Source organism: Neobacillus vireti (assembly GCF_001026695.1).
GTDB lineage: Bacteria > Bacillota > Bacilli > Bacillales > Cytobacillaceae > Neobacillus > Neobacillus vireti.
Genome location: NZ_LDNB01000006.1, coordinates 40,427 through 64,627 on the forward strand (window position 1 = coordinate 40,427; position 24,201 = coordinate 64,627).

Sequence of the window (24,201 nt, forward strand, 5' to 3'; positions counted from 1 at the left end):
TTTAACTATAAAGAAAACATTAATTAACTTAAATATATAGGGAGCGATCCAACATGAGAAAATTAGTGATGATCGGAAACGGAATGGCCGGTGTTAGAACGATTGAAGAAATCCTTAAACAGTCACCAGAACAATTTGAGATAACTATTTTTGGACAAGAGCCATACCCAAACTATAATCGTATTAAGCTATCGAATATTCTTCAAGGCGATACAAATTTTGATGAAATCATTATCAATCCACTAGATTGGTATAAGGAAAATAATATTCAATTATTTACAGGAGAAACAGTTGCAAACATTGATGTAGAGGCAAAGCGGGTCATCAGCAATCAAGGACGAGAAGTCGACTATGATGAATTGATTATTGCGACTGGATCCAATTCATTCATCCTGCCAATTCCAGGTGCAGATAAAAAAGGCGTAACAGGATTTCGCGATATCCAAGATTGTGAAATGATAATCAAGTCGGCTGAGCAGTATAAAAAGGCTGTGGTTATCGGCGGCGGGCTGCTCGGTCTTGAAGCTGCTAGAGGGCTACTAAATCTCGGAATGAAAGTTGATGTTGTCCATTTAATGCCGCACCTAATGGAACGCCAGCTCGATCCGATTGCATCGTCGCTGCTAAGAGCAGAGCTTGAATCCCAAGGCATGAACTTCTTAATGGAAAAAGAAACTGTCGAAATCCTTGGAGACGAACGCGTAACAGGTTTGCGTTTTAAAGACGGCTCTGAAGTAGAAGCGGATCTTGTGGTGATGGCGATTGGGATTAAATCCAATACAGCAGTCGCGAAAAACAGCGGCATTTACGTCAATCGCGGCATTGTCGTCAATGACTTCATGGAAACCAGCGTACCGAATGTTTACGCAGTTGGGGAATGTGCAGAGCACAGAGAAATTGTTTATGGCTTGGTTGCGCCATTATATGAACAGGGAAAAGTACTGGCAGAACGGATTTGCGGGGGTGAAGCGAAGCCGTATGCAGGATCTGTTACCGGAACGCAATTAAAGGTGGCAGGTGTTGACCTTTTCTCTGCAGGAGAAATTTTTGAAGATGGATCAACGAAATCAATCATGATTTACAACGAATATGAAGGTATCTATAAACGAGTATTAACTAGAAATAATTTGATCGTCGGAATCGTCCTTTATGGCGATACAAAGGATAGTACAAAGTTGTTCCGGATGTTGACGAAAAAAGAAGATATTAGCGGGGTTTCCATCTTTCAAACAGAATGTTCGGGAAGCGGAGCAAGCGATGATATTGCTTCCATGCCAAATGATGAACTCGTTTGCGGCTGTAATGGAGTGACAAAAGGGGCAATTGTTGAAGCGATTCAAACACAAGGCCTCACGACACTTGACCAGGTTAGTCATTGCACAAACGCTGGACGTTCTTGCGGACGCTGCAAACCAATGGTCAGCAGCATTCTTGCCCATACGCTTGGTGATCAATTCGATTCCGCTGCGGCACAGAAAACAAGCATTTGCAGCTGTACAACAATAAGCCGTGAGGAATTGGTGGCAGAAATCAAGGCAAAGGGCTTAACAAGTGTAAAGGAAGTCATGAACGTACTAGAGTGGAACAATGAGGAAGGCTGCACGAAATGCCGTCCGGCCATCAACTATTATCTTGGTATGATTCACATGGATGAATACAAGGATGATCGTGATTCCCGCCTCGTCAATGAAAAAATGCACGCCAATATTCAGAAGGACGGAACCTACTCCGTTGTCCCACGAATGTACGGCGGGGTTACAACAGCAGCTGATTTGAAAAAAATCGCTGAGGTCGCGGAAAAGTACAACGTACCATTAGTAAAATTAACCGGCGGGCAGCGGATTGGCTTGTTCGGTGTGAAAAAAGAAGACCTACCGGCGATGTGGGAAGAGCTTGATATGCCATCCGGCTATGCTTACGGAAAAACGCTTCGCACCGTAAAAACCTGCGTCGGCGCTCAATTCTGCCGCTACGGTACCCAGGATTCAATGGCACTGGGAATTGAGCTTGAGAAAAAGTTTGAACGTCTGGATACCCCGCATAAAGTAAAAATGGGCGTATCAGCGTGCCCACGTAACTGTTCTGAAGCAGGAATTAAAGACATCGGCTTCGTTGGTATTGATGGAGGCTGGGAGATTTACGTCGCAGGTAACGGCGGTGTTGACCTTCGCCCTGGCGACTTGCTATGCACAGTGAAAACGCAGGCAGAGGTTATGAAAATGACTGGCGCCTACCTCCAATATTACCGGGAAACAGCGAATTATTTAGAGCGTACTTCAAAGTGGGTGGAACGCGTAGGCTTAGACCATGTGAAGGAAGTCTTGGCAGATGAGGAAACACGTAAAGCGTTAAACGAGCGGATGAATCAAACACTGAAAAAGTACATCGAGCCTTGGAACGAAGCCATTCAAAATGAAGAAATACAAGATAAATATTATGCACAGCATACTATCAAGGTTGGGGAGTGAGTCCAAATGATTACAACATTAACAAGAATTCCGGTGGCAAACTATTCTAATCTAAAAGCTAGGGCAGGTTATTCTCTTAAAATTAATCAGACAGAAATTGCGCTATTTAAGGTCACAAACGGCAAGGTTTACGCATTAGAAAATCACAGTCCCCATCCGAAGGGCGGTGTCCTTTCGGAAGGTCTTGTCAGCGGTGAATATGTTTACTGCCCCGTCTATGATTGGAAGATTTCATTAGTAGATGGCAGGGTCCAGGGACCGGACGAGGGTCAAGTAAGGACATTTAAGGTAGAAAGAGAAGAAGATATTGTTTTTATCGTATTATAAGGGCTGTTTTTCGTAAAATTTGAAAAAAACAATACCGAAAACAGTGTTTAACACCCGAAGAAAATTTTTATCAGCGATTTTACAAGGTTTATCGGCGAATTTAAGTAATATATCAGCGAATATTTCGTTTTATCAGCGAATCTAGCATGTTTATCAGCGAATCTCAAAAAAGCACTTAGCATGGCAACACGGAAGGAAGGCTGCAGGATGAAAACAGGAAAAGTATTTTTAGTAGGCGCGGGGCCAGGGGACGTAGGACTTATCACTGTTAAAGGGATGGAAGCAATCAAGCGGGCTGAAGTCATTTTATATGACCGACTTGCCAATCCAAAACTATTAGAATTTGCCACCAGCAATTGTGAGCTCATTTACTGCGGCAAATTGCCTGACCGCCATATTTTACGCCAGGAGAACATTAATGATCTTTTGGTGGAAAAGGCGTTAGCAGGAAAATTGGTCGTCCGTTTAAAAGGCGGCGACCCCGGCGTTTTCGGCCGCGTGGGCGAAGAAGCAGCCGCCCTTGCCCAATACGAAATTCCTTTTGAAATCGTGCCTGGCATTTCATCGGGGATTGCAGCCCCCCTTTATGCCGGAATTCCTGTCACCCATCGTGAGCATGCCGAATCCTTTGCCGTCGTCACCGCCCATGACAAATCTAAGGACGGCAAGCCACTGCTTGACTGGGAAGGCCTTGCCCGCGGTGTCGATACGATTGCTTTTTACATGGGTGTCGGGAATTTACCGTTTATCTGTGAGAATCTTGTTACACACGGCAAACCTGCTACCACACCAGTCATTTTGATCCAATGGGGTACATTTGGCCGCCAGAAAACATTGCAAGGGACGCTTGCCAATATTTCAGCGAAGGTCCTAGAAGCAAAGTTCACCAATCCCGCCATCATTCTTGTCGGTGAAGTCATCTCACTTCGGGAAAAAATTAGCTGGTTTGAGCGTAAGCCATTGTATGGACGGCAAATAATGCTTGCGCGAACCGGTGAGGGTGTCAGTGGATTGGCGAAGGAATTAATGGAGTCTGGCGCAGATGTGATTGAATTCCCAAAATGGAAAAGGATATCCTTACCAATTCATTCGGATATACTAGCTAACATTTCGAGCTATAAAGGAATTTTGTTCACATCTCCTGAAAGTGTCGGCGACTTTTTCAAAACATTGATGGACAATCGAGTGGATATTAGAAAAGTAACGGCGGATGTTTTTGGTGTTTCTATTAAAACAATAAATGCCTTACGGGAACGCGGTTTGACTCCCCATTTAATCGATGAGATGTCAGAGGCAGGTAAACTACTTATTGTCGGTGATAATAGAATTTTAAAACATAATCACCCTAATGCCGACAACTGGATAACAAGTAGAAAGGAGCTCGACCTCCAATTCCTGCCTATTTTTAAAAGAATGCTAGAGGAAGCAGATGTGAACACCATGGTTTTCCCTTGCCGGGCATCTGTAGAGCCTTTTATTGAAGGGTTAAAGGAATGTGGAATAGATGTACTAGAGTTTATGAAGGATTTGCAGGTAGTCAGTATGGGCAATCAAACGATGGGATCTGTGGAAATGGCTGGACTTCGATCACATGGGATGCCAAGAAGAGCAACTAAAGAAGCCTTGGTGGAATACTTGGCAGGACAACCGCTTAAGGGGGTATAAGATCATGGAGGCTGTCATTTATCTTGCCCATGGCAGCAGGCGGGCAGCGGCAAACGAGAAGTTTATTTCTTTTATTAAAAAAGTGATGCACCAGTCTGCGGCAGCCATTCAGTCCTATGGATTTCTTGAGCATAAGGAACCATCGATTACTCAGGCGATTGACATCTGCATCGAACAAGGGGCAAGCGAAATCACGGTTGTCCCTGTTTTCCTATTGCCTGGGGTTCATGCGGCGGTGGATATTCCAGCAGAACTGGACCGCTATCCGGACATTGTTTTCCACTATGGAAGGCCGCTAGGTGTTGATGACAGTATAGTGGAAATTCTTGCGGACAGGCTGGCTGCTGCTGGTTTTGAAGGCAAAATGGATGAAGCGGTGCTGATGGTGAGCCACGGGAGCCGAGCCCCTGAAGCGGCGATTGAATTTGAAAAACTAGCATTGGGTTTGGCAGAGAAAATTGGTAGTAAAGTTCACACGGCCTTCGTCACTACGCCAGTTTTCTATCATGATGTGGCGGCAAAACTAGCAGATAAGAAGATTTATATACTTCCTCACTTCTTGTTTTCTGGAGGCTATACCGTCAAAATGAAGAGAGAGCTGGATCAGTCGGGCGGAGATATTATTTTTTGTGAGCCAGTTGGATTTGCTGAAAAATTAATTCCGCTGATTGAAAAAAGAGTTGCGGAGGTTACGCATGAGTTCAAATTATCCGATTATGTTACGGCTTGAAGGAAAAAGAGTAGTGGTCGTTGGCGGCGGTAAGGTGGCCGAGCGGAAGGTAAGCGGCTTACTTGGCACTGGGGCTCGTGTTACGGTGGTCAGCCCGGAAGCAACGGAAGATATACAAAGGCTCTTTCATGCTGGAAAAATTGAATGGGTGCAGCGGCATTTTTCTGGAGGGGATTTGCAGGGGGCGTTTATGGTCTTTGCAGCAACAAACGATAAGATTCTTAACTTGTCGATAAAAGATTCAGCAGAGCCTCACCAGCTCGTTATGGTAGTCGATGATCTAGAGAAATCTGATTTTCATCTTCCATCGACATTTCACCGCGGTCGTTTGTCGATTTCTGTTTCAACCGGTGGTGCGAGCCCAACTTTTGCCAGGAAAATTCGTGAGCAGCTGGAGCAGGAGTTTGATGAAAGGTACGAAGAATATCTCAATTTTCTTTTTGAGAAGAGAAAGTGGATTATTAAAGAAGTGGCAGAAACCACTTTAAAAAGCAAACTGTTAACAGCAATTGCAAGCGATGAGTTTTTAAACAGCAACGACCGTGAGGGAGACTTCCGGCGGTTATATCAAGAATTAACTTTTTGAAATTAGTGATAGGACTTAAAAACATTTGGGGTGCAGTCAAATGGTTAAAGGAACTAGGCTCCTTTAACCATCGTCAAAAATTCAATATCCCTATGACAGAACTCTTTTTCCTTCACAAACCCAAGTTTTTCATAAAGACGGATCGCCCGGGTATTAAACGTTGCCACGGTAAGTCGAACTGGAACAACACCGTGCACCTCGTAAATTTGCTGAAGAATAAATGTAAAAAATGAAAACCCCTTTCCCCGACCAGTAAACTCTGGGTTCATCCCAATGCCAACATCAATATAACCTTGAGGATATGCCCCAAAATCAGCACCAATCGGAACTTGAGCCGAATCACCAATGCAGAAAAATCCAAATACCTCATCATGATCATCCAAGATTGCTGAATAAGAGTGATTCAACATTTCCTGCACAGCTTCCACACTATACTCATTATCATAAAAATCATAAGGTGTCTCGTAGCTCCAACTTAATATCTTCTCTGCAAAAATTTCATCCATTTCCTTCAGATAAAGCAACACTCAAGTCCCTCCCAACAACAAATAGGTAATCATATCCAATCGATACAAGACCAGATATATCAAGTATTTTATTAGTTTAATAAAATAGCAACAGGGTATTTTTACCTATTTCTTTAAATTTTCAGAAAAGTAGTTCCATTTTTAAATATTGTGTTATATAATACAAAACGTAGGTTGTTACTGTATTATAACAAAGAGGTGATTAAGTTCATGGCGACACAAACGACTGGTATTGAAGTGGTAGGGGCAATAAAAGCCCAGTATGATGAGATTTTAACTCCGGAGGCTTTGAATTTTATTGAGGAGCTAGAGCAAAAGTTCGGTGCAAGAAGATTGGAACTGTTACAGTACAGACAAAAACGCCAACAGGAAATTGATAACGGCAAACTGCCGGATTTCCTTCCTGAAACAAAACATATTCGCAATGGGGAATGGACGATTGCACCGCTGCCAAAAGACCTTCAAGACCGCCGTGTAGAAATTACCGGACCGACAGACCGTAAAATGGTCATTAATGCCTTGAATTCTGGGGCGAAATTGTTTATGGCTGATTTTGAGGATGCCACTTCACCAACATGGGAAAATGCTGTCGAAGGCCAAATCAACTTACGAGATGCAGTGAAACGGACGATTCGTTTTGAAAACCCGAATGGGAAGAAATATGCGTTAAAGGAAGAAACAGCGGTGCTAATTCCAAGACCACGCGGGCTACATCTGGAAGAAAAACATGTGCTTTTAGACGGCAAATCTATCTCAGGAAGCTTTTTCGACTTCGGCATGTATTTTTTTCACAATGTAAAGGCGCTGCTTGCTAAAGGTTCAGGCCCATATTTCTACCTGCCAAAGCTTGAAAGCCATTTAGAAGCACGGCTTTGGAATGATGTATTTGTTTTTGCACAGGAAAAGCTTGGGGTTGCTCAAGGAACCATCAAAGCAACGGTATTAATCGAAACCATCATGGCTGCATTTGAAATGGATGAAATTCTTTATGAATTAAAGGAGCATTCCGCCGGCTTAAACTGCGGCAGATGGGATTATATTTTCAGCTTTATAAAAAAACTGCGTAACCAAAAGGATGTCATTTTGCCGGATCGCGCTCAAGTCACGATGACTTCACCGTTTATGCGCTCCTATTCGCTGCTGACGATTCAAACATGCCATCGCCGCAAGGCACCTGCAATGGGCGGAATGGCGGCACAAATTCCGGTGAAAAATAACCCGCAGGCTAATGAAGAGGCCTTCGCAAAAGTCCTTGCCGATAAAGAGCGGGAAGCACGCGACGGACATGACGGTACATGGGTAGCGCACCCAGGACTTGTCCCAGTAGCAATGGAAGCATTCAATCGTGAAATGCCAACGCCAAACCAAATCCATACGGCCAAACAGCAGAAAATAACGATTACAGCTCAAGATTTACTTGAGATACCTGGTGGAACGATCACGGAAGCAGGTGTCCGTACGAATATCAATGTTGGCATTCAATATGTCGCTTCCTGGCTTTCCGGCAGAGGAGCAGCGCCTATCTATAACTTAATGGAGGATGCGGCAACGGCTGAAATTTCACGGGCGCAGCTTTGGCAGTGGATTCGCCATCCAAGAGGGGTTCTAGATGACGGCAGGAAAATAACGATCGAAATGTATGAACAATTTAAAGGCGAGGAACTGGAGAGAATCAAGCAGGAAATCGGAATCCAATACTTTGAGAATGGCCGGTTTGATGAAGCTATTCGCCTATTTGACCGCTTAATTTTAAATGATGAGTTTGTTGATTTCTTAACATTGCCTGGATATGAGCAGTTATAAAAGGCGTTAATTTTTTGAAAAATAATCTAATAGATTGATAGGAGGAGTTTTTAAAATGACTGATTCAAGAGTAGCTGTGTTGCAGGAAAGCTGGGAATTAGATTCGCGTTGGCAAGGGATTACAAGACCGTACACGGCCGAGGATGTTATTAAGCTGCGCGGTTCGATTGATATCGAACATACTTTGGCTCTTAAAGGTGCTGAAAAGTTATGGAAGCTGCTAAATGAAGAAGACTATATTAATGCCCTTGGTGCCTTAACAGGAAATCAGGCAGTGCAGCAGGTTAAAGCTGGGCTAAAAGCCATATACTTAAGCGGCTGGCAGGTAGCAGCCGATGCCAACCTTTCCGGACATATGTATCCAGACCAAAGCTTGTACCCGGCAAACAGTGTGCCAAGCGTGGTCAAACGAATTAACCAGGCACTTCAGCGCGCGGACCAAATCACCCATTCCGAAGGTGACGATTCGATTGATTGGTTCGCTCCAATTGTTGCCGATGCCGAGGCAGGCTTTGGCGGACAGTTAAACTGTTTCGAATTGATGAAGGGCATGATCGAAGCAGGAGCGTCAGGCGTCCACTTTGAAGACCAGCTTTCTTCCGAGAAAAAATGCGGCCATTTAGGCGGTAAAGTATTGTTGCCAACACAAACGGCGGTTCGCAACTTGATTGCTGCCCGCTTGGCCGCGGATGTAATGGACGTTCCAACCGTATTAGTTGCCCGTACCGACGCCAATGCTGCTGATTTAATTACAAGTGACATCGATATGAATGATGCTCCGTTCATTACCGGCGAGCGGACTGGCGAAGGATTTTTCCGTGTTAGGGCAGGGATTGAACAGGCGATTGCCCGCGGTTTGGCTTACGCCCCATATGCGGATCTCATTTGGTGTGAAACTTCAGAGCCGAATATTGACGAAGCAAGACAATTTGCTGAAGCCATTCATGAGCAGTTCCCTGGCAAATTGTTGGCTTACAACTGTTCGCCATCATTTAACTGGAAAAAGAAACTCGATGAAGAAACAATTGCGAAATTCCAAGAGGAACTTGGAAAAATGGGCTACAAGTTCCAATTCGTGACCCTTGCCGGCTTCCACGCCTTAAACCACAGCATGTTCGAGCTTGCCCGCGGCTACAAGGAACGCGGCATGGCAGCCTACTCCGAATTGCAGCAAGCAGAGTTTGACAGCGAGCAATACGGCTACACCGCTACACGCCACCAGCGCGAGGTTGGAACAGGTTACTTTGATCAAGTATCAATGGTAATTACCGGTGGAACCTCATCAACAACCGCGTTGAAGGGGTCAACTGAAGAGGCGCAATTCACCGGTTCTACTCAAAAATAATGATGTGTGGTCCTTCTCTCCAATTGGAGGGGAGGATTTCTTGGGTTTGGGCGATATTAATTATGGATCATGGTGGGGGATTGATTGATAAATTGAGTTTACTGGCGGAAGGGGTGAGTTTACTGGCGGAAGGGGTGAGCTTACTGGCGGAAGGGGTGAGCTTACTGGCGGAAGGGGTGAGTTTACTGGCGGAAGAGGTGAGCTTACTGGCGGAAGAGGTGAGTTTACTGGCGGAAAAGGTATGTTAACTGTTGCAAAGTTTGGTTCAACTGTCGGGAAAGGTGTGTCAACTGTCGCAAAGCCGTATTTTTTCTCGTATACGTAATTTTTTCTTAGCAATTAAGCATTTCCCCGTGCTAAAATGCTTCCTTAATAGCTTAACTTTGGAAAGGAACACATTTTGAGGTATTATCATACATAATAATAGTCATTATATGGAGTTGATTTGTTTGAAAAAGCCAACCGTTGACGAGGTCTTGCAGCAAGGGATATACGGCCCTTTGGAAACAAAACCGGATGAGCGGCGTAAATATTTAGGAACGATAAGAGAACGGATCATTGTTGCCCTCTACAAAAGACAGGTGGCAGAGACCGAAGTTTATCCGCAAATTAAGCAGTCAATGAATAAGTACCCTGGGGCACAGCTTCTTCTCAATGGAAACATGAACTATGAAGCGTTATCGAAATATATTAAATTGGCTACTAAAAATAAGGTTGTGCATAAGATTGTCACAAACAAAGAGCACGACACGGAAATTGGGTTAGTTTTAGCTATGAGTCATGCGATTGATAAAGAAGAAATCTTTATCTCAAAAACCCAACCACTCCCTGAAAAATCTCAATACAAAAAAGGATTTTTTTCAAAAATTTTCAAACGGTAACTCGGTAAAAAGGGTGTAATTCATTTAGAATTATACCCTTTTTACTTTTTCAAGAAAAATTAAATACAAATATTGTTTGATTTATCATAATATTAAGAGAGCTATAGAAAAGAGAGCGGGGATTGACATGATGCCAATCAAGCAGCCGATCAAACGTAATCAACTGAGGATTTATTTGGGAACAAAATATTATCGTCTGAAACGATATTGGGAATGGTACACGGACGGAAAAAGGTATGCAAAACAAAAAGAAACTGCAAAATTAAAACACGTCATTTTTACCCACAAAACCGTGTTGCTTCGACAATTAAAGGATGTCGATATGTGGCTGCAGCATAATAAAGTCAAGAACTTAACAATTGCTGCTAAATCGTTAAATGGAATCCTCCTCAAACCGGGTGAAACTTTTTCCTATTGGAAGCTACTTGGAAATACGAGTAAAAGCAAAGGTTATGTGGACGGGATGATCCTCCACTATGGCAAGGTAACCACGGGAACTGGCGGGGGCCTATGCCAACTTTCGAATCTGATATATTGGATGACGTTACATACCCCGCTGCTGGTAACAGAAAGGTACCGCCACAGCTTTGATGTTTTCCCAGATTCAAAACGGAGCCAGCCGTTCGGAAGCGGGGCAACCTGTGCCTACAATTACCTTGATTTGCAAATTAAAAATGACACAAATGCTACCTATCAACTAGTTATCTATTTAACTGACACCCATCTCGTCGGGGAATGGCGTGCCGATGTGCCACCGACAAGAACCTACGAGGTTTATGAAAAAGAACATTCGATGACGCAGGAGTATTGGGGCGGTTATGCAAGGCATAACAAGATTCATCGGAAGGTATATAACTTAAATCAGGAATTGATCGATGATGAATATATTACTGAAAACAATGCCATTATGATGTACGAGCCATTTTTGCCTGACGGAAATTCTTGAAAAAAATTTTCAATTGGAGGATGAAATTGTTGAATCATAAACTTTGGGTCCCATCGTTAATTATCTCTTTAGGAATTATTATCGGCTGTTATCTTATCGCCTCAAAGCCTCTATCCGCCTCTTTAGCCGAGCCAAAAAGTAAAAACGCAGCAGAAAGCGGTGTTATAGTAGATATAGACGATGCTTCTAAATTCCTTGGGTTAACAACAGAAGAAATCAACATGATTATTTCTAGTGAAAAAAAGGCTTTGGAAACTTCCGGTATTTACGAGGGTATGATGCTGCCATATATTACAGTGGATAAAAATATATATTTTGAAAAAACAAAGCTGTTACTTTGGGCTCAACAGAATGCCGAGCAGCATACAGAATACAGTAGGTGATGAAGGGAAAGGTGATCGTAAGTTGATAAAAGGAATAAACCATTTGCTATTTTCGGTTTCCAATCTGGATAAATCTATAGAATTTTATCAACAAGTTTTTGAGGCGAAACTGCTGGTGAAGGGCAAGAGTACGGCCTATTTTGATTTAAATGGACTGTGGCTTGCACTTAATTTGGAAAAGGACATCCCCCGTAATGAAATAAACCAGTCCTATACCCATATTGCTTTTTCAATCGAAGAAGCAGATTTCTCAACAGTGTATGAGAAACTTAAGCGATTAAACGTCAATATTCTACCTGGCCGGTCCAGGGACGAACGGGATAAAAGGTCGATTTATTTCACCGACCCGGATGGTCATAAATTTGAGTTTCATACAGGTACATTAAAGGATAGATTGGATTATTACAAGCAGGAAAAAAGCCATATGGATTTTTACATCTAAAAATAGAGCTTGATTTGGGTTATATCAATCAAAGCATGCGTTCATGAGGACAAAAAGTAAACCAAATTGTCCTCATGAAGCTCCTTATGACCCTATGCTTTCATCCAGTTGCCACTTGTACCTTCGCCTCTAGCTCAATCTCCACATTCCCTTGAACAGCACGGCTGATCATACAGGATGTTTCCGCTTTTTTAGCAAGCCGCACAGCTAATTCAACGTCTTTTTCAGATGCTCCTGGCTTTAAGACTATACGAAGGCGGTGGATAATCCTTTTATAAGTAATTACTCCCTTAGTGACATCAACAATGCCTTCCGATTCCATTGTTAAGTCCACTTTCTCCAGCCTGCTGCGTTCCATCATCGCTGCAAGAGTGATGATGTAGCAGGTTGCGGCCGCCCCAAGCAGCATCTCATCGGGATTGGTGCCAACACCCGGACCATCCATTTCCAGCGGGATGGAGACCTTTGTTTTCAAATTCCCAGCCTCAATCTCTCCGACGTCATTCCGTAATCCCGGCCAGTTAGCTCTTAAGTGAAAAACATGTTCTGCCATTTTAGATTACCTCCTGTATAAATTGAAAAATATGGTTATTTCTAAAAAGATCCACCGGGTGTTTTTTCGCTGATATTCACTGGAAAACTATCTACTAATAATTGAAGGTTGTTCGCTACTTTTGTGCTGTAGGTAAAATCACCATAACAATAGGGATAGCGGAAATTATTTTTATCGCCGCCACATGTGTAAATGGTTGGCTTTTCTTTTACGCGGAGAAGCGAAAATTCCTTCGCCAACTCCTCACTATGTTTTCCGCCGTGCTGCGCGATATAGTCAATATAGCCCCTGCCCATGTTATATGCCTGTATAATGGTGGGGAAATCGACCTTTTTTTGATTTCCATAAGTAAGTACGCTCTGAAAATGTTTGACCCCAGCTTGAATACTTTGTTTCGGATCGTTAATCGTGTTTGGTGCTAAACCAGCCGATTCAGAAGCCTGCATCGGATCTCCTCCTTTGCCGTGGCTTTCCTGCTGCATAAGGGCAATAAGGGTATCTGTGTGACTTTCAAGCTGATATTTCGCTAATTCATCATGTATTAAAATTGTATATTTTTTTACGTCAGTAAATGGATCGTTTTCTATTATATGAGGGGAATCTTGTTTTTGGAAATGATTTTGAAACATCGCCAAAGCGCAAAAAATGATAAACAGCACGAAAAAGGTTTTGACTTTACTCCGTCTGCGTTTTTTCATTCATTTTCTCTCCTAAATCAATTCTTCTTTGACTATTATAAGGGAAGTTATCGTGAATGTCTGCGATGAGCTTATTGGAAATATTTTAAAAAATGTATGAAAACAATTTCGTGATCTTTTGCTATTCATGATATGATCATGGTATTAAAAATTAATTATGGTGGTGATGGGAATGAGTACTGTTCGTTCTCCCGAGGAACTTATGAGATTCATTTCAGAAATGGACAATGAAAATTCAGTTTGCCAGTTCGTTATTCCTGGTAAAGGGAAATTCACGCTTGTTCTTCAAGAAGATCATCAACAATCAATCAATGCTGATATTGAGGCTAGTCCTGAACTTAAAAGGATGATTAATGAAAGTCAAGAACAGTATAAACAAGGTCTTGGAATGTCAACTTCAGAGCTTATGAAATCGCTCTCTTCAAAGGACTTTGAGTAATAGTAGTATAAAAAAAGGGAGCAGCGTGCTCCTTTTTTTCATGCTATTAATCTAAAAATACATTCTAATGTTAATACTGAAGAAGGAATCATTGCGGTAAAGCGGAAAAGTTTGATATTATCAGTATTAAAATAACGTTGGGATCGGAGGTCAAATAATGTCACGAATTTCAAATGACCAAGTGAAACATGTTGCCAACTTAGCACGCTTGGCGATTACAGAAGAAGAAGCGGAAAAGTTCACAAAGCAGCTCGATTCGATTATAACCTTTGCAGAGCAGTTAAATGAACTGGATACAGAAAATGTGGAACCTACATACCATGTGCTTGATATGAAAAATGTATTACGTGAGGACATTCCGCAAAAAGGATTGCCTCAGGAAGAGGTACTGAAAAATGCACCGGAGCATCAAGACGGACAAATTAAAGTACCGAATATAATGGGGAAGGAGGATTAAAAAAGTGAGTTTATTTGATTATAAAGTTTCAGATCTTCATGAGCTTTTACATAAGAAAGAACTAAAAGTGACTGACCTAGTGGAGGAATCGTATAAACGGATTGGCCAAGTCGAGGATAAGGTCCAGGCGTTTTTAACGTTGGATGAAGAACAGGCACGGCAATCAGCAAAATTACTTGATGAAAAACTCGCAACTGACTCTCAAAAAGGATTGCTATTTGGTATGCCGATTGGTGTGAAGGATAACATCGTGACAAAGGGCTTACGAACAACTTGTGCGAGTAAAATCCTCGAAAACTTCGATCCAATTTACGACGCAACCGTTGTCCAAAAACTGCAACAGGCAGAAACTGTGACCATTGGAAAGCTAAACATGGACGAGTTTGCCATGGGTTCATCGAACGAAAACTCGGCTTTCCAAAAGACACGGAATCCGTGGGCGCTTGACAGGGTACCAGGAGGATCATCTGGTGGTTCGGCAGCATCGGTAGCCGCTGGAGAAGTTCTATTTTCATTAGGCTCTGATACGGGTGGTTCCATCCGCCAGCCTGCATCTTTCTGTGGTGTCGTCGGTATGAAGCCAACCTATGGTCGTGTGTCCCGCTTCGGTCTAGTGGCGTTTGCCTCATCCCTTGACCAAATTGGACCGATTACAAGAACGGTTGAAGATAATGCCTATCTTCTACAAGCAATCTCTGGACTTGACCCGATGGACTCAACTTCTGCAAATGTGGATGTTCCAAACTTTGCGGCTGCCTTAACAGGTGACGTGAAAGGTCTGAAAATTGCTGTACCTAAGGAGTATCTTGGCGAAGGAGTTGGCGAAGCAGCGCGTAAATCCGTGTTAGCTGCTTTAAAAGTCCTTGAAGGTCTAGGAGCAGTTTGGGAAGAGGTTTCACTGCCACACTCCAAATACGCTCTAGCAGCCTACTACTTACTTTCTTCATCTGAAGCATCAGCGAACCTTGCCCGTTTTGACGGGGTACGCTATGGGTACCGGACACCAGATGCTGAAAGCTTAATTGATTTATATAAAAAGACACGTGCAGAAGGCTTTGGCGATGAAGTGAAACGCCGAATCATGCTCGGTACCTTTGCGTTAAGTTCGGGCTACTATGATGCTTATTATAAAAAAGCACAACAGGTTCGTACATTGATTAAGAAGGATTTTGAAGATGTGCTTGCCAAATTTGATGTGATTGTCGGACCAACAGCACCAACACCAGCTTTTAAAATTGGCGAAAATATTGAAGATCCACTAACAATGTACGCGAATGATATTTTAACGATACCTTTGAACCTAGCGGGCTTACCGGGAATTTCGGTTCCTTGCGGCTTTGATGATGGTTTGCCGTTAGGTCTGCAAATCATCGGCAAGTATTTTGATGAAGCTACCATTTATCGAGCAGCACATGCTTTCGAACAAGCAACAGACTTTCATAAACAAAAGCCGGAATTGTAGGGGGTGACAAGAATGGAATTTGAAACAGTGATCGGACTTGAAGTCCATGTCGAGTTAAAAACAGACTCTAAAATTTTCTCAGCGAGCCCAAACCAGTTTGGGGATGAGCCGAACACGAATACGAGTGTAATCGACCTAGGATATCCAGGGGTTTTACCTGTCCTTAATAAAAAGGCAGTTGAGTTCGGAATGAAGGCGGCGATGGCGTTAAACTGTGAAGTTGCGTCACATACGAAATTTGACCGCAAGAACTATTTTTACCCGGACAATCCAAAGGCATATCAAATTTCGCAATTTGACAAGCCGATTGGCGAGCACGGCTGGATTGAAATTGAGGTTAACGGTTATACGAAACGGATTGGAATCACAAGAATTCATCTGGAAGAGGATGCCGGGAAACTGAACCATGGAAAAGGGTACTCATTATGCGACTACAATCGTCAGGGCACCCCGCTCGTTGAGATTGTTTCTGAGCCAGATATCCGTACTCCAGACGAGGCCTATGCATATCTTGAAAAATTAAAGTCAATTATTCAATACACTGGCGTTTCCGATTGTAAAATGGAAGAAGGTTCGCTTCGTTGTGACGCCAATATTTCCATTCGTCCGGTGGGACAAGAGGAATTCGGTACGAAAACGGAATTGAAGAACTTGAACTCGTTCAACTTTGTCCGTAAGGGTCTTGAATATGAAGAAAAGCGACAACGTGAAGTGGTTTCGGCAGGCGGGGTCATTGAACAGGAAACTCGTCGATTTGATGAGGCGACTGGTGCCACTTTGCTGATGAGGGTCAAAGAAGGTTCCGATGATTATCGCTACTTCCCGGAACCAGACTTGTTGGATATATTCATTGATGAGGATTGGAAAGCGCGGATTCGCGCGGAAATCCCTGAGCTTCCAGACGAGCGGCAAAAGCGTTATGTTGAAGAACTCGGATTACCTGTTTATGATGCCAAGGTACTTACAATGACAAAAGAAATGGCCGATTTCTTTGAGGCAACTGTGGGTGGCGGTGCCGATGCGAAACTGGCTTCGAACTGGATCATGGGCGATGTTTCCGCCTATTTAAACGCCGAGTCGAAGGAGCTTGGTCAGGTGGCGTTGACACCAGAAGGCCTCGCCAGCATGATTAAGTTGCTTGAAAACGGAACGATCTCATCGAAAATCGCAAAAACCGTTTTTAAAGAATTAATCGAAAACGGCGGCGATGCCGAGCAAATCGTGAAAGAAAAAGGTCTCGTGCAAATTTCGGATGAAGGAACACTTTTGAAGATCATTGCGGAAGTCCTTGATGCTAATCCGAAATCAATTGAAGATTTTAAAGCTGGGAAAAATAAAGCGGTTGGTTTCCTTGTTGGTCAGCTCATGAAAGCTACCAAGGGGCAAGCAAATCCGCAAATGGTTAATCAATTATTGCAGCAAGAACTACAAAAACGATAAATCAGAAGCTGGCAGATTTTTTCTGTCGGCTTTTTGTGTGGGGGAAAAGTCGAGCGTGATTCGACATATTTAGCAAAATATTTGTAAAGCACTTGGATTTTACACTGACAAATATGTTAATATTCAAAATAAACTAGTTACCAAGAGGGGGAGAATTATGTTTATCCATAAGATTGACGAAGAGGTTTCTCTGAAGTTAATAGAATTAAATGATGCTGAAAGAATATTTGAACTGACGGACCATAATAGAGAACATTTGCGGGTGTGGCTCCCGTGGCTTGATATGACGACTAAAATTGAGGATACAAAAGGTTTTATTCAAATGTGTTTAAAGGGGTATGCCGAGAATAATAGTATGAATACAGTAATTTTATTCAAAGGGGAAATCGTCGGAGCTGCGAGCTTTAACACGATTGATTGGTCGAATAAAAAAGCTTCCATTGGTTATTGGCTTGCTGCGGAATACCAAGGAAATGGGATCATGACTAAAACAGCTAGAGCACTGACCGATTATGCCATAAGCGAATTAAAGTTAAACCGAGTTGAAATTAGGGCAGCAGTGGAGAATAAGAAAAGCCGAGGTATTCCTGAAAGATTAGGTTTTGTAAACGAAGGCTGCATCAGACAAGCCGAATGGTTGTATGACCATTACGTTGACCATATAGTATACGGGATGTTGGCTGAGGATTGGAATAAAGAATAATAGATTTCTAGCTAACAGTGTAGGGATCTTTAGTTGAACATTTATCGATTCGCTGATAAAATCTCATATTCGCTGATAAAGTGCGTTAATTCGCTGATAAACAGACGGAAATCGCTGATAAATTCCAGAAAACCGCTGATAAAAAATATCTGGCATTAGTTTTTTTATTAATTAGGAAACTAATGGCTGCTTTGAAGCTCTGAAATTCAATTCGCAAATAAAACCGGGAGATTCGCAAATAAAACGTGCAATTTCGCAAATAAAACGTAGATTTTCGCAAATAAGAATCCAATACCTCTGATTAATAAGCGAAAAGAAGGTAACAATGTATATTTTTAAAGCTTATTTTGAGAAATCACCGTCTTTTTAGAAGTTGAATATCAATAAAACTGCAAATTTACTTAAAAAATAAAAAAAGGTATCTAAAATACTTCATAGATACCTTTTTAACATTAAAACGAGATCATCGCCCCGCGTTCATCAAAGACGGAGCTTGGATTCCAAGCCAATTCCCAGAGATTGTTTTCAGGGTCGGCAAAATAGGCGGTGCGGCCGCCCCAAAAGGCATCACTTGGTTCTCGTAATATTTTCCCGCCGGCTTCACGGATTTCTTCAATGGTTGAGTCAACCTGTTCACGATTCTCAACATTAATCGCAAAAGTCACTGCGTGAAAAGTTTCGGTTGATTGTGAAATTTCGATGCCGGCATCTTTGGCAAGCTCCGCTATCGGAAATAAGGATAGCAATGTGCCTGCTGTTTTAAAGACGGCGTATTGGTCCGAGCTAAATTCCGTTTCTTCCCAGCCTAGCGATTGATAAAAAGCACGGAGTGAAGGTAAATTTCTTGCACCTAATGTTAATAAACTTACTCTTTGTGGGACCATTCTCAATTCCTCCATTACACAGTATTGTTTCTTTACATTTCTTTAAATAATGAAAATTCTCCTCCTTGATAGATGAAAAATCTCAATTTGGGTAAAAACTGACTAACAGCAATGGCAAAAGATATGCCGCATTTAAAAAACGCTCAGTAATGAACCGAGCGCTTCAAAACACTATTCCTGTTTCAATAAACGGACACTCTCATCAAATTCCTTCTCAATCGCTTCATTTTTCTTATAAGTGATTAAGCTAACAATGACAGCAACAAGCAGGTTGAGAACAAAGCCTGGCACGATTTCAAAGAGTGATTCGCCGAAAAAGACTTTGCCGAGGTCGCCATTTTTCCAGACGATGACGGTAACGGCACCGACAACCATCCCGGACAAGGCACCCCAATTCGTAATCTTTTTCCAAAATAAACTTAATAAAATACTCGGACCAAAGGAGGCGCCAAAGCCTGCCCACGCATAGGCAACGAGGTCTAAAATGGTGTTATCTTGTTTGAACGCTAGAGCAGCAGCTGCGACAGCGACAATTAGGACAGACATTCTGCCTAAAAAGACAAGCTGTTGATCCTTCGCATTTTTGTTCACGACTATTTTGTATAAGTCTTCGACAAGTGCGCTGGAAGTCACGATTAGCTGCGAAGAGATGGTGCTCATAATCGCCGCTAGGATTGCCGCCAAGACAAAGCCGGCGAAGATTGGATGAAATAAAATTTGCCCCAATTGAATGAATACTGCTTCAGGATCATCCAACGTAAATTGCGGGTTTTGTTTAAAAAAAGCAATACCGACAAGGGCAGTGAAAACAGTTCCTATAAGCGAGAAAATCATCCAGACCATGCCAATCCGGCGGGCGCTCTTTGTCTCTTTGATCGTTTTGATGGCCATAAAGCGGACGATGATATGCGGCTGCCCAAAATAGCCTAGCCCCCATGCCATCGCCGACACAATTCCGATAAAGGATGTTCCCTTTAAAAGATCAAGTTTAGTAGCATCGATGGCGCGAATCGTATCAATTGTTTCGGCAGGTCCGCCTGTGTAAAAAATTCCAAGTGCTGGAACCAGCAGCAGGGCAATCAGCATCATTAACCCTTGAATAAAATCTGTATAGCTAACCGCGAGGAACCCGCCAAATAAAGTGTAGGTAACGACAACACCGCCAACAATATAAAGGCCTGTTTGGTAGCTTGTTCCGAATGAACTTTTAAAGAATACTGCTCCCGAAACCATCCCTGAAGAAACATAGAAGGTAAAGAAAAGAAGAATAACAATACCTGAAACAATCCGGAGCAGTTTTGTATTGTCTTTAAAGCGGTTTTCAAGATAGCTGGGAATCGTGATTGAATCATTGGCAACCTGAGTATATGAGCGCAGGCGCGGTGCGACTAAGAGCCAGTTTAAATATGCTCCGATTGTCAGACCGATGGCAATCCACGCGTCTGCTAAACCGGTTACATAGATTCCCCCGGGCAAGCCCATTAACAGCCAGCCGCTCATGTCAGCTGCGCCGGCACTTAAGGCGGTGACGGCAGGCCCTAACGACCTTCCCCCAAGCATGTAATCCGTAAGATTGCTTGTTTTTCGATAGGAATACCAGCCGATGTACAACATCATCGCAAGATAGACTCCAATTGAGACCAATTGGAGTGCAACATTGGACATACACTCTCCCCCTTTATTATAGATAAAAAATAATTTAGGAATACTATGGTTATACGGAATATTCTATCAATTGGAAATGCTTAATTCTAGTGTAAAATTATTACTTTTGCGAAATAGTAAAAAATACATATGACATAATGATTAGAAAAAAATAAAAGCGGTTCTTTTGTATGATTTGGTTGAAACGATTATGATAAAAGAAGATGAAAGGGGTGCAAGGAAGATGGATTTAAATGCGTGGTTTCAAAAAGGAATGACTATGGACGAGTACATAAACGCGATGACGCGTAATCGAGATGAAATGATTAGCATTTATGAGCATTTTGCATTGACAGCCGAGGATAAAAGTCAGCTGGAGACTTTAAGAACACAAAATCTGCGTGCCATTGTGCTATCTGAGGATTGGTGCGGCGATGCGCTGCTGAATAACCCGATTTTGATGCGGATAGCCGAGGCAGCGGGTATGGAACTTCGTGTTGTCCTCCGCGACCAAAATCTCGAGTTAATGGACCAATACTTAACGAACGGCACGTCACGAGCGATTCCCATTTATATTTTTCTAAATGAAGAAGGCAGTGAAGTGGGAGTTTGGGGGCCAAGGGCGCCTGAAGTGCAGGCGCTTGTGATGGAGCGGCGGGCAGCTTTGCCGGATAAGGATGCGGAGGATTTCCAGGAGAAGCAAATGGCGCTCTATAAAGACCTGGCAGCTTCTTACCAAACGGATGCAGCTATTTGGCAGACTGTTGCTAATAGTATTAAGCAGACATTATTATAATTAAATTGCCCCCTGGTGGATGTCATCAGGGGTCTTTTAATGTGCTAGGGGAATCGATGACGCAAAGTGAGTTATCTTAAGAATAATTTCCCGCAGCTATCGCTAAATAGTATGAAAAATAGTACAATTTGTGTAAGCGATGATTTTTTTTTGATGAAAAAGAGTGAAAATTCCAACTGTTAATTCAGAAAAAGGAGCTGGAACATGAATGTGAAAAAGCCAATAAATGCTTTAAATATTACTCAGTTTTTATCGGCTTTTGCCGACAGTGCCATCATCATTATTATTGCTTTTATGATGAAGGAATCGCTTGGAACCAATGATGATCATAATCCATACATTTTTTTAGTAGAAACGTTCTTCCTGTTTGCCTATGTATTATTCGCCCCATTTGTTGGCACGTTTGCGGATCGAAATGCGAAGTCGAGGGTGCTTTTTACAGGGAATACGGTCAAGGTAATTGGAATTTTATTATTAATTATCGGTTTTAGTCCAGCGTTAAGCTATGGGGTCATCGGTCTCGGGGCAGCGATTTATGGTCCGGCCAAATATGGTATTTTAAAAGAATTGACAACAGGCAATAAAGAACTGCTTGATGCGAATGGAAAGTTAGAAGGGTTCACCATTTTAGCGATTATCTTAGGTACGGTTGTTGGGGGGATTTTAGCTTCTCATTCTTTCTTTGGAAAAATCCTTTGTTTAGGCATTTATTGTTTGTCCGTTTTGTTGGCAATAAGAATACCTGTAAATGAAGGAAACAAGAACTTACATTATAAAAAGGAAGCATTACAATTTTTCCAGGATGTAAAGTTTTCGTTTCAAAACCCGCGACTCAATTTCACTCTTGTTGGCAGCGGTGCGTTTTGGATGATCTCAGTTGTTATTAAAAATGCATTATTTCTCTGGATTCCCCTGCACTTGGGGATTAAAAGCGGTTTTCCGTTATCATTAATTATTGGAATGACGGCTATTGGGATTGTCATTGGCTCGTTATTAGCAAAAAAATATACATCGGTTGAAAAGTTTTACCGAGCCAATCTTTATGGTTTAATTGTTGCGGGACTTGCGATTATTTTCCCGCTGCTTTACGGACATAATCTGTTTGCGCAAATAGTTGTCTGTCTAGTGTTGCTAGCTCTTGGAGTATTCGCCGGTTTATTCATTATTCCTTTAAATGCAACGCTGCAAGAGGAAGGGAGTGGAACGCTCGGAGTCGGTAAAACCATTGCCGTCCAAAATTTTGTTGATAATTTGACGATGTTATTTGGAACTTACTCTGTGTATCTTTTAAATTCGCGATACGGGTTTTCCGTCACCACTTCGCTTGTTCTTTTTGCATGTATCTATTTACTGTTTATTTTGTATTTAAGTTATAAATCAAAAAAGTGGAGTCAGTCCTCACTCGGTGTAAATTCAGGAGTATCAAAGTAAAAAATAGAGCCCCAGTTCATTTACCGGGGCACTATATTAAATTCCGCTGTTTTTCGGCGGGATGCGGTCGTTAATCAAGGTTTTATCATTAATTTTCGGCTCGATGCCAAGGATGAAATTACGTATGTTTGAGCGGTGCAGATAAATTAATAATAACGAGAAAAATAAAAAGATAAGTTCTAATTCTAGTTTTGGTGAGATAAAAGCAAAGGCGAGCATGCTCAGGCCAACTGAGATGGAACCCAAAAATACATACTTTGTTAAAAAAATGACCCAAAAGAAGGTGAGATAAGAAACTATGAATAACGGAAGGTTAGCAACCAACAGTGCCCCTGCTGTGGTCGCAATCGCTTTTCCGCCACGAAAGCCTGCAAAGATTGGAAAGCAATGACCGACAACTGCGATTAGTCCGAAGTAGAGCGGCTCAATAGTTAAGTTAAAGTAGATGGGCAGGTATGCTGCTAAGGCGCCTTTTGCAAGATCGATGAGGAGCACGAAGATGGCAGATTTTTTCCCGAGAACCCTCAAGGTGTTGGTTGCACCGGGATTTTTGCTGCCATGCTCGCGGATGTCCACACCAAAGAGCAGCTTGCCCATAATCAAGGCAGTGGGAACACTTCCAATTAAATAGGAAGCAATTAGCAACAGCCACAACATAAGCATCATTCCCTCATTAAATAAATTTCTTATTCTAATAGCATTCTATCACAATTAAATGGTATTATTTTGTTGAATTATCACTATTCGGTAATAAAGGGAGCGCCCAACATGAAACAGATTGATTTTGGCCAGGTTGCTAATAGCTATGCCCGTTCAAGAGAAGATATTCCGGTCACGTTAATGGACAGCCTGCAGCTGCGCAATATTTTTTTTGATGGAAAAAAGGTTGCTGATATCGGCTCCGGAACCGGTGCGTTAACGCGGAAAATCGCGATGAGAAAAGCGGATATTGTTGGCATTGAGCCATCAGTAGAATTGCTGAATCAGGCGAAGGCTTTGAATCAGAAGAAAAACTTTACGATTCTGTATTGGCAAGGAACGGCAGAGGCTACCGGTTTAGAAGATTCCAAGTATGATATTGTCACTGTTATGCGGGCTTGGCATTGGTTCGACTGTTCTAAGGCCATTCAAGAAATGAAACGGATTTTAAAAGATAAAGGGACGTTAATTGTTATTGATTCTGGTTTTCTAGCAGATTCGGCTGCTGTAGAAAAAACCTTAGAGGTATTGACAGAATACGTAGATGGGGGATTAAAGCCAGCTGGTTCGAAGGCAACGTCCAAGCAGCGTATTAATGGCTTCCCGGTTGAATGGTTCGAAGAATGGCAAAGTGGCGGCTTTGAGCTAAGAGACTTTTATAAGTTAAATTACTCGGTAAGTTTTTCGAAAAAGGAATGGGTTGAACGGATAGAATCCATCTCGTTGCTGGCGGGATTGGATGAGCCGGTCAGGAAACAAGCACTTCAGAAATTAGTTGAGGTATTACCAGACCAAGAGCCATACGCCATTCCACATGAGTGCAATGTTTGTATTTTACGATTAGTTTAATATCATTTTTTTCGTGCGAGGCGGGTTCTTGCACGTTTTTTTT

26 protein-coding genes are annotated in these 24,201 nt (G+C 42.3%); 20 read left to right on the top strand and 6 right to left on the bottom strand.

Translation table 11 applies throughout. From position 1 onward, the window contains the following. Positions 1-53: 53 nt before the first annotated feature. From nirB to AA980_RS06445, 5 genes are all read left to right on the top strand, one after another. Positions 54-2,468 (top strand): nitrite reductase large subunit NirB, encoded by a 2,415-nt coding sequence (gene nirB, locus AA980_RS06425; protein ID WP_047771394.1) that lies wholly within the window; start codon positions 54-56, stop codon positions 2,466-2,468. Positions 2,469-2,474: 6 nt separating this feature from the next. Next, positions 2,475-2,795 (top strand): nitrite reductase small subunit NirD, encoded by a 321-nt coding sequence (gene nirD / locus AA980_RS06430; protein WP_024027608.1) that lies wholly within the window; start codon positions 2,475-2,477, stop codon positions 2,793-2,795. A 207-nt stretch (positions 2,796-3,002) separates the two neighbouring features. Then, positions 3,003-4,460 carry a uroporphyrinogen-III C-methyltransferase gene (gene cobA, locus AA980_RS06435; RefSeq protein WP_047771396.1) on the top strand — a complete coding sequence of 486 codons (1,458 nt, stop codon included), beginning with the start codon at positions 3,003-3,005 and terminating at the stop codon, positions 4,458-4,460. Between the two features lie 4 nt (positions 4,461-4,464). After that, a complete protein-coding gene (locus AA980_RS26825) occupies positions 4,465-5,190 on the top strand; it encodes a sirohydrochlorin chelatase (RefSeq protein WP_024027606.1) in 726 nt (241 codons plus the stop codon). After that, positions 5,156-5,776: an NAD(P)-binding protein gene (locus AA980_RS06445; RefSeq protein WP_024027605.1), complete on the top strand. Its 621-nt coding sequence runs from the start codon at positions 5,156-5,158 to the stop codon at positions 5,774-5,776. The genes AA980_RS26825 and AA980_RS06445 overlap by 35 nt, the downstream gene beginning before the upstream one ends. Positions 5,777-5,829: 53 nt before the next feature. Here AA980_RS06445 and AA980_RS06450 read toward each other — a convergent pair whose 3' ends face one another. After that, entirely contained in the window at positions 5,830-6,303 is a 474-nt protein-coding gene (locus AA980_RS06450; RefSeq protein ID WP_024027604.1) for a GNAT family N-acetyltransferase, read from the bottom strand. A gap of 210 nt (positions 6,304-6,513) precedes the next feature. On the opposite strand from AA980_RS06450, the gene aceB reads away from it, so the two are divergent. From aceB to fosM, 7 genes are all read left to right on the top strand, one after another. After that, entirely contained in the window at positions 6,514-8,106 is a 1,593-nt protein-coding gene (gene aceB, locus AA980_RS06455; RefSeq protein WP_024027603.1) for a malate synthase A, read from the top strand. Positions 8,107-8,161: 55 nt separating this feature from the next. Beyond that, a complete protein-coding gene (aceA, locus tag AA980_RS06460) occupies positions 8,162-9,451 on the top strand; it encodes an isocitrate lyase (protein WP_024027602.1) in 1,290 nt (429 codons plus the stop codon). 80 nt (positions 9,452-9,531) lie between these two features. After that, positions 9,532-9,699, top strand: coding sequence for a hypothetical protein (locus AA980_RS27155; RefSeq protein WP_160310244.1), 168 nt, complete (start codon positions 9,532-9,534; stop codon positions 9,697-9,699). A 201-nt stretch (positions 9,700-9,900) separates the two neighbouring features. After that, positions 9,901-10,332: a YueI family protein gene (locus AA980_RS06470; protein ID WP_024029673.1), complete on the top strand. Its 432-nt coding sequence runs from the start codon at positions 9,901-9,903 to the stop codon at positions 10,330-10,332. Between the two features lie 127 nt (positions 10,333-10,459). Then, positions 10,460-11,278 (top strand): VanW family protein, encoded by an 819-nt coding sequence (locus AA980_RS06475; protein WP_407937455.1) that lies wholly within the window; start codon positions 10,460-10,462, stop codon positions 11,276-11,278. 29 nt (positions 11,279-11,307) lie between these two features. Continuing rightward, entirely contained in the window at positions 11,308-11,661 is a 354-nt protein-coding gene (locus AA980_RS06480; RefSeq protein WP_024029675.1) for a hypothetical protein, read from the top strand. Positions 11,662-11,683: 22 nt separating this feature from the next. Next, the gene (gene fosM, locus AA980_RS06485; RefSeq protein ID WP_024029676.1) at positions 11,684-12,103 is read left to right on the top strand and encodes a FosM family fosfomycin resistance protein; all 420 of its coding nucleotides are present in this window, start codon (positions 11,684-11,686) and stop codon (positions 12,101-12,103) included. A 100-nt stretch (positions 12,104-12,203) separates the two neighbouring features. Here the strand turns inward: fosM and AA980_RS06490 are convergent, their stop codons facing one another. Then, complete coding sequence (locus tag AA980_RS06490) at positions 12,204-12,656, bottom strand: OsmC family protein (protein WP_024029677.1); 453 nt, start codon at positions 12,654-12,656, stop codon at positions 12,204-12,206. Positions 12,657-12,697: 41 nt separating this feature from the next. Further along, entirely contained in the window at positions 12,698-13,354 is a 657-nt protein-coding gene (locus AA980_RS06495; RefSeq protein ID WP_024029678.1) for a lysozyme family protein, read from the bottom strand. A gap of 172 nt (positions 13,355-13,526) precedes the next feature. Between AA980_RS06495 and AA980_RS06500 the strand changes: the two genes are divergently transcribed. From AA980_RS06500 to AA980_RS06520, 5 genes are all read left to right on the top strand, one after another. Further along, positions 13,527-13,793 (top strand): hypothetical protein, encoded by a 267-nt coding sequence (locus tag AA980_RS06500; RefSeq protein WP_024029679.1) that lies wholly within the window; start codon positions 13,527-13,529, stop codon positions 13,791-13,793. A gap of 157 nt (positions 13,794-13,950) precedes the next feature. Continuing rightward, positions 13,951-14,250, top strand: a complete 300-nt coding sequence (gene gatC, locus AA980_RS06505; protein WP_024029680.1) for an Asp-tRNA(Asn)/Glu-tRNA(Gln) amidotransferase subunit GatC — start codon at positions 13,951-13,953, stop codon at positions 14,248-14,250. 4 nt (positions 14,251-14,254) lie between these two features. Further along, complete coding sequence (gene gatA, locus AA980_RS06510) at positions 14,255-15,712, top strand: Asp-tRNA(Asn)/Glu-tRNA(Gln) amidotransferase subunit GatA (RefSeq protein ID WP_024029681.1); 1,458 nt, start codon at positions 14,255-14,257, stop codon at positions 15,710-15,712. 12 nt (positions 15,713-15,724) lie between these two features. Continuing rightward, positions 15,725-17,152 carry an Asp-tRNA(Asn)/Glu-tRNA(Gln) amidotransferase subunit GatB gene (gene gatB, locus AA980_RS06515; RefSeq protein WP_024029682.1) on the top strand — a complete coding sequence of 476 codons (1,428 nt, stop codon included), beginning with the start codon at positions 15,725-15,727 and terminating at the stop codon, positions 17,150-17,152. Positions 17,153-17,309: 157 nt separating this feature from the next. Then, positions 17,310-17,855, top strand: a complete 546-nt coding sequence (locus AA980_RS06520; protein WP_024029683.1) for a GNAT family N-acetyltransferase — start codon at positions 17,310-17,312, stop codon at positions 17,853-17,855. A gap of 452 nt (positions 17,856-18,307) precedes the next feature. On the opposite strand, the gene AA980_RS06525 is transcribed toward AA980_RS06520, so the two are convergent. Then, entirely contained in the window at positions 18,308-18,739 is a 432-nt protein-coding gene (locus tag AA980_RS06525) for a VOC family protein (RefSeq protein WP_024029684.1), read from the bottom strand. A gap of 171 nt (positions 18,740-18,910) precedes the next feature. Continuing rightward, a complete protein-coding gene (gene putP, locus AA980_RS06530; RefSeq protein ID WP_024029685.1) occupies positions 18,911-20,404 on the bottom strand; it encodes a sodium/proline symporter PutP in 1,494 nt (497 codons plus the stop codon). Between the two features lie 223 nt (positions 20,405-20,627). Here putP and AA980_RS06535 point away from each other — a divergent pair, with 223 nt between their 5' ends. Together AA980_RS06535 and lplT are read left to right on the top strand one after the other, a co-directional pair. Beyond that, positions 20,628-21,179 (top strand): thioredoxin family protein, encoded by a 552-nt coding sequence (locus AA980_RS06535; RefSeq protein ID WP_024029686.1) that lies wholly within the window; start codon positions 20,628-20,630, stop codon positions 21,177-21,179. Positions 21,180-21,383: 204 nt separating this feature from the next. Beyond that, positions 21,384-22,610 (top strand): lysophospholipid transporter LplT, encoded by a 1,227-nt coding sequence (gene lplT, locus AA980_RS06540; RefSeq protein WP_024029687.1) that lies wholly within the window; start codon positions 21,384-21,386, stop codon positions 22,608-22,610. Between the two features lie 36 nt (positions 22,611-22,646). Here lplT and plsY read toward each other — a convergent pair whose 3' ends face one another. Beyond that, positions 22,647-23,267, bottom strand: coding sequence for a glycerol-3-phosphate 1-O-acyltransferase PlsY (plsY, locus tag AA980_RS06545; RefSeq protein ID WP_024029688.1), 621 nt, complete (start codon positions 23,265-23,267; stop codon positions 22,647-22,649). 111 nt (positions 23,268-23,378) lie between these two features. Between plsY and AA980_RS06550 the strand changes: the two genes are divergently transcribed. Further along, positions 23,379-24,158 (top strand): class I SAM-dependent methyltransferase, encoded by a 780-nt coding sequence (locus AA980_RS06550; protein ID WP_024029689.1) that lies wholly within the window; start codon positions 23,379-23,381, stop codon positions 24,156-24,158. The last annotated feature ends 43 nt before the right edge of the window (positions 24,159-24,201 follow it).

Excerpts from the sequence above, each read along its gene's own strand:
- nirB (WP_047771394.1), top strand. The coding sequence starts at position 54 with ATGAGAAAATTAGTGATGATCGGAAACGGAATGGCCGGTGTTAGAACG.
- nirD (WP_024027608.1), top strand. The coding sequence starts at position 2,475 with ATGATTACAACATTAACAAGAATTCCGGTGGCAAACTATTCTAATCTA.
- cobA (WP_047771396.1), top strand. The coding sequence starts at position 3,003 with ATGAAAACAGGAAAAGTATTTTTAGTAGGCGCGGGGCCAGGGGACGTA.
- AA980_RS26825 (WP_024027606.1), top strand. The coding sequence starts at position 4,465 with ATGGAGGCTGTCATTTATCTTGCCCATGGCAGCAGGCGGGCAGCGGCA.
- AA980_RS06445 (WP_024027605.1), top strand. The coding sequence starts at position 5,156 with ATGAGTTCAAATTATCCGATTATGTTACGGCTTGAAGGAAAAAGAGTA.
- aceB (WP_024027603.1), top strand. The coding sequence starts at position 6,514 with ATGGCGACACAAACGACTGGTATTGAAGTGGTAGGGGCAATAAAAGCC.
- aceA (WP_024027602.1), top strand. The coding sequence starts at position 8,162 with ATGACTGATTCAAGAGTAGCTGTGTTGCAGGAAAGCTGGGAATTAGAT.
- AA980_RS06475 (WP_407937455.1), top strand. The coding sequence starts at position 10,460 with ATGATGCCAATCAAGCAGCCGATCAAACGTAATCAACTGAGGATTTAT.
- AA980_RS06490 (WP_024029677.1), bottom strand. The coding sequence starts at position 12,656 with ATGGCAGAACATGTTTTTCACTTAAGAGCTAACTGGCCGGGATTACGG.
- AA980_RS06495 (WP_024029678.1), bottom strand. The coding sequence starts at position 13,354 with ATGAAAAAACGCAGACGGAGTAAAGTCAAAACCTTTTTCGTGCTGTTT.
- AA980_RS06500 (WP_024029679.1), top strand. The coding sequence starts at position 13,527 with ATGAGTACTGTTCGTTCTCCCGAGGAACTTATGAGATTCATTTCAGAA.
- gatC (WP_024029680.1), top strand. The coding sequence starts at position 13,951 with ATGTCACGAATTTCAAATGACCAAGTGAAACATGTTGCCAACTTAGCA.
- gatB (WP_024029682.1), top strand. The coding sequence starts at position 15,725 with ATGGAATTTGAAACAGTGATCGGACTTGAAGTCCATGTCGAGTTAAAA.
- AA980_RS06520 (WP_024029683.1), top strand. The coding sequence starts at position 17,310 with ATGTTTATCCATAAGATTGACGAAGAGGTTTCTCTGAAGTTAATAGAA.
- AA980_RS06525 (WP_024029684.1), bottom strand. The coding sequence starts at position 18,739 with ATGGTCCCACAAAGAGTAAGTTTATTAACATTAGGTGCAAGAAATTTA.
- putP (WP_024029685.1), bottom strand. The coding sequence starts at position 20,404 with ATGTCCAATGTTGCACTCCAATTGGTCTCAATTGGAGTCTATCTTGCG.
- AA980_RS06535 (WP_024029686.1), top strand. The coding sequence starts at position 20,628 with ATGGATTTAAATGCGTGGTTTCAAAAAGGAATGACTATGGACGAGTAC.
- lplT (WP_024029687.1), top strand. The coding sequence starts at position 21,384 with ATGAATGTGAAAAAGCCAATAAATGCTTTAAATATTACTCAGTTTTTA.
- plsY (WP_024029688.1), bottom strand. The coding sequence starts at position 23,267 with ATGTTGTGGCTGTTGCTAATTGCTTCCTATTTAATTGGAAGTGTTCCC.
- AA980_RS06550 (WP_024029689.1), top strand. The coding sequence starts at position 23,379 with ATGAAACAGATTGATTTTGGCCAGGTTGCTAATAGCTATGCCCGTTCA.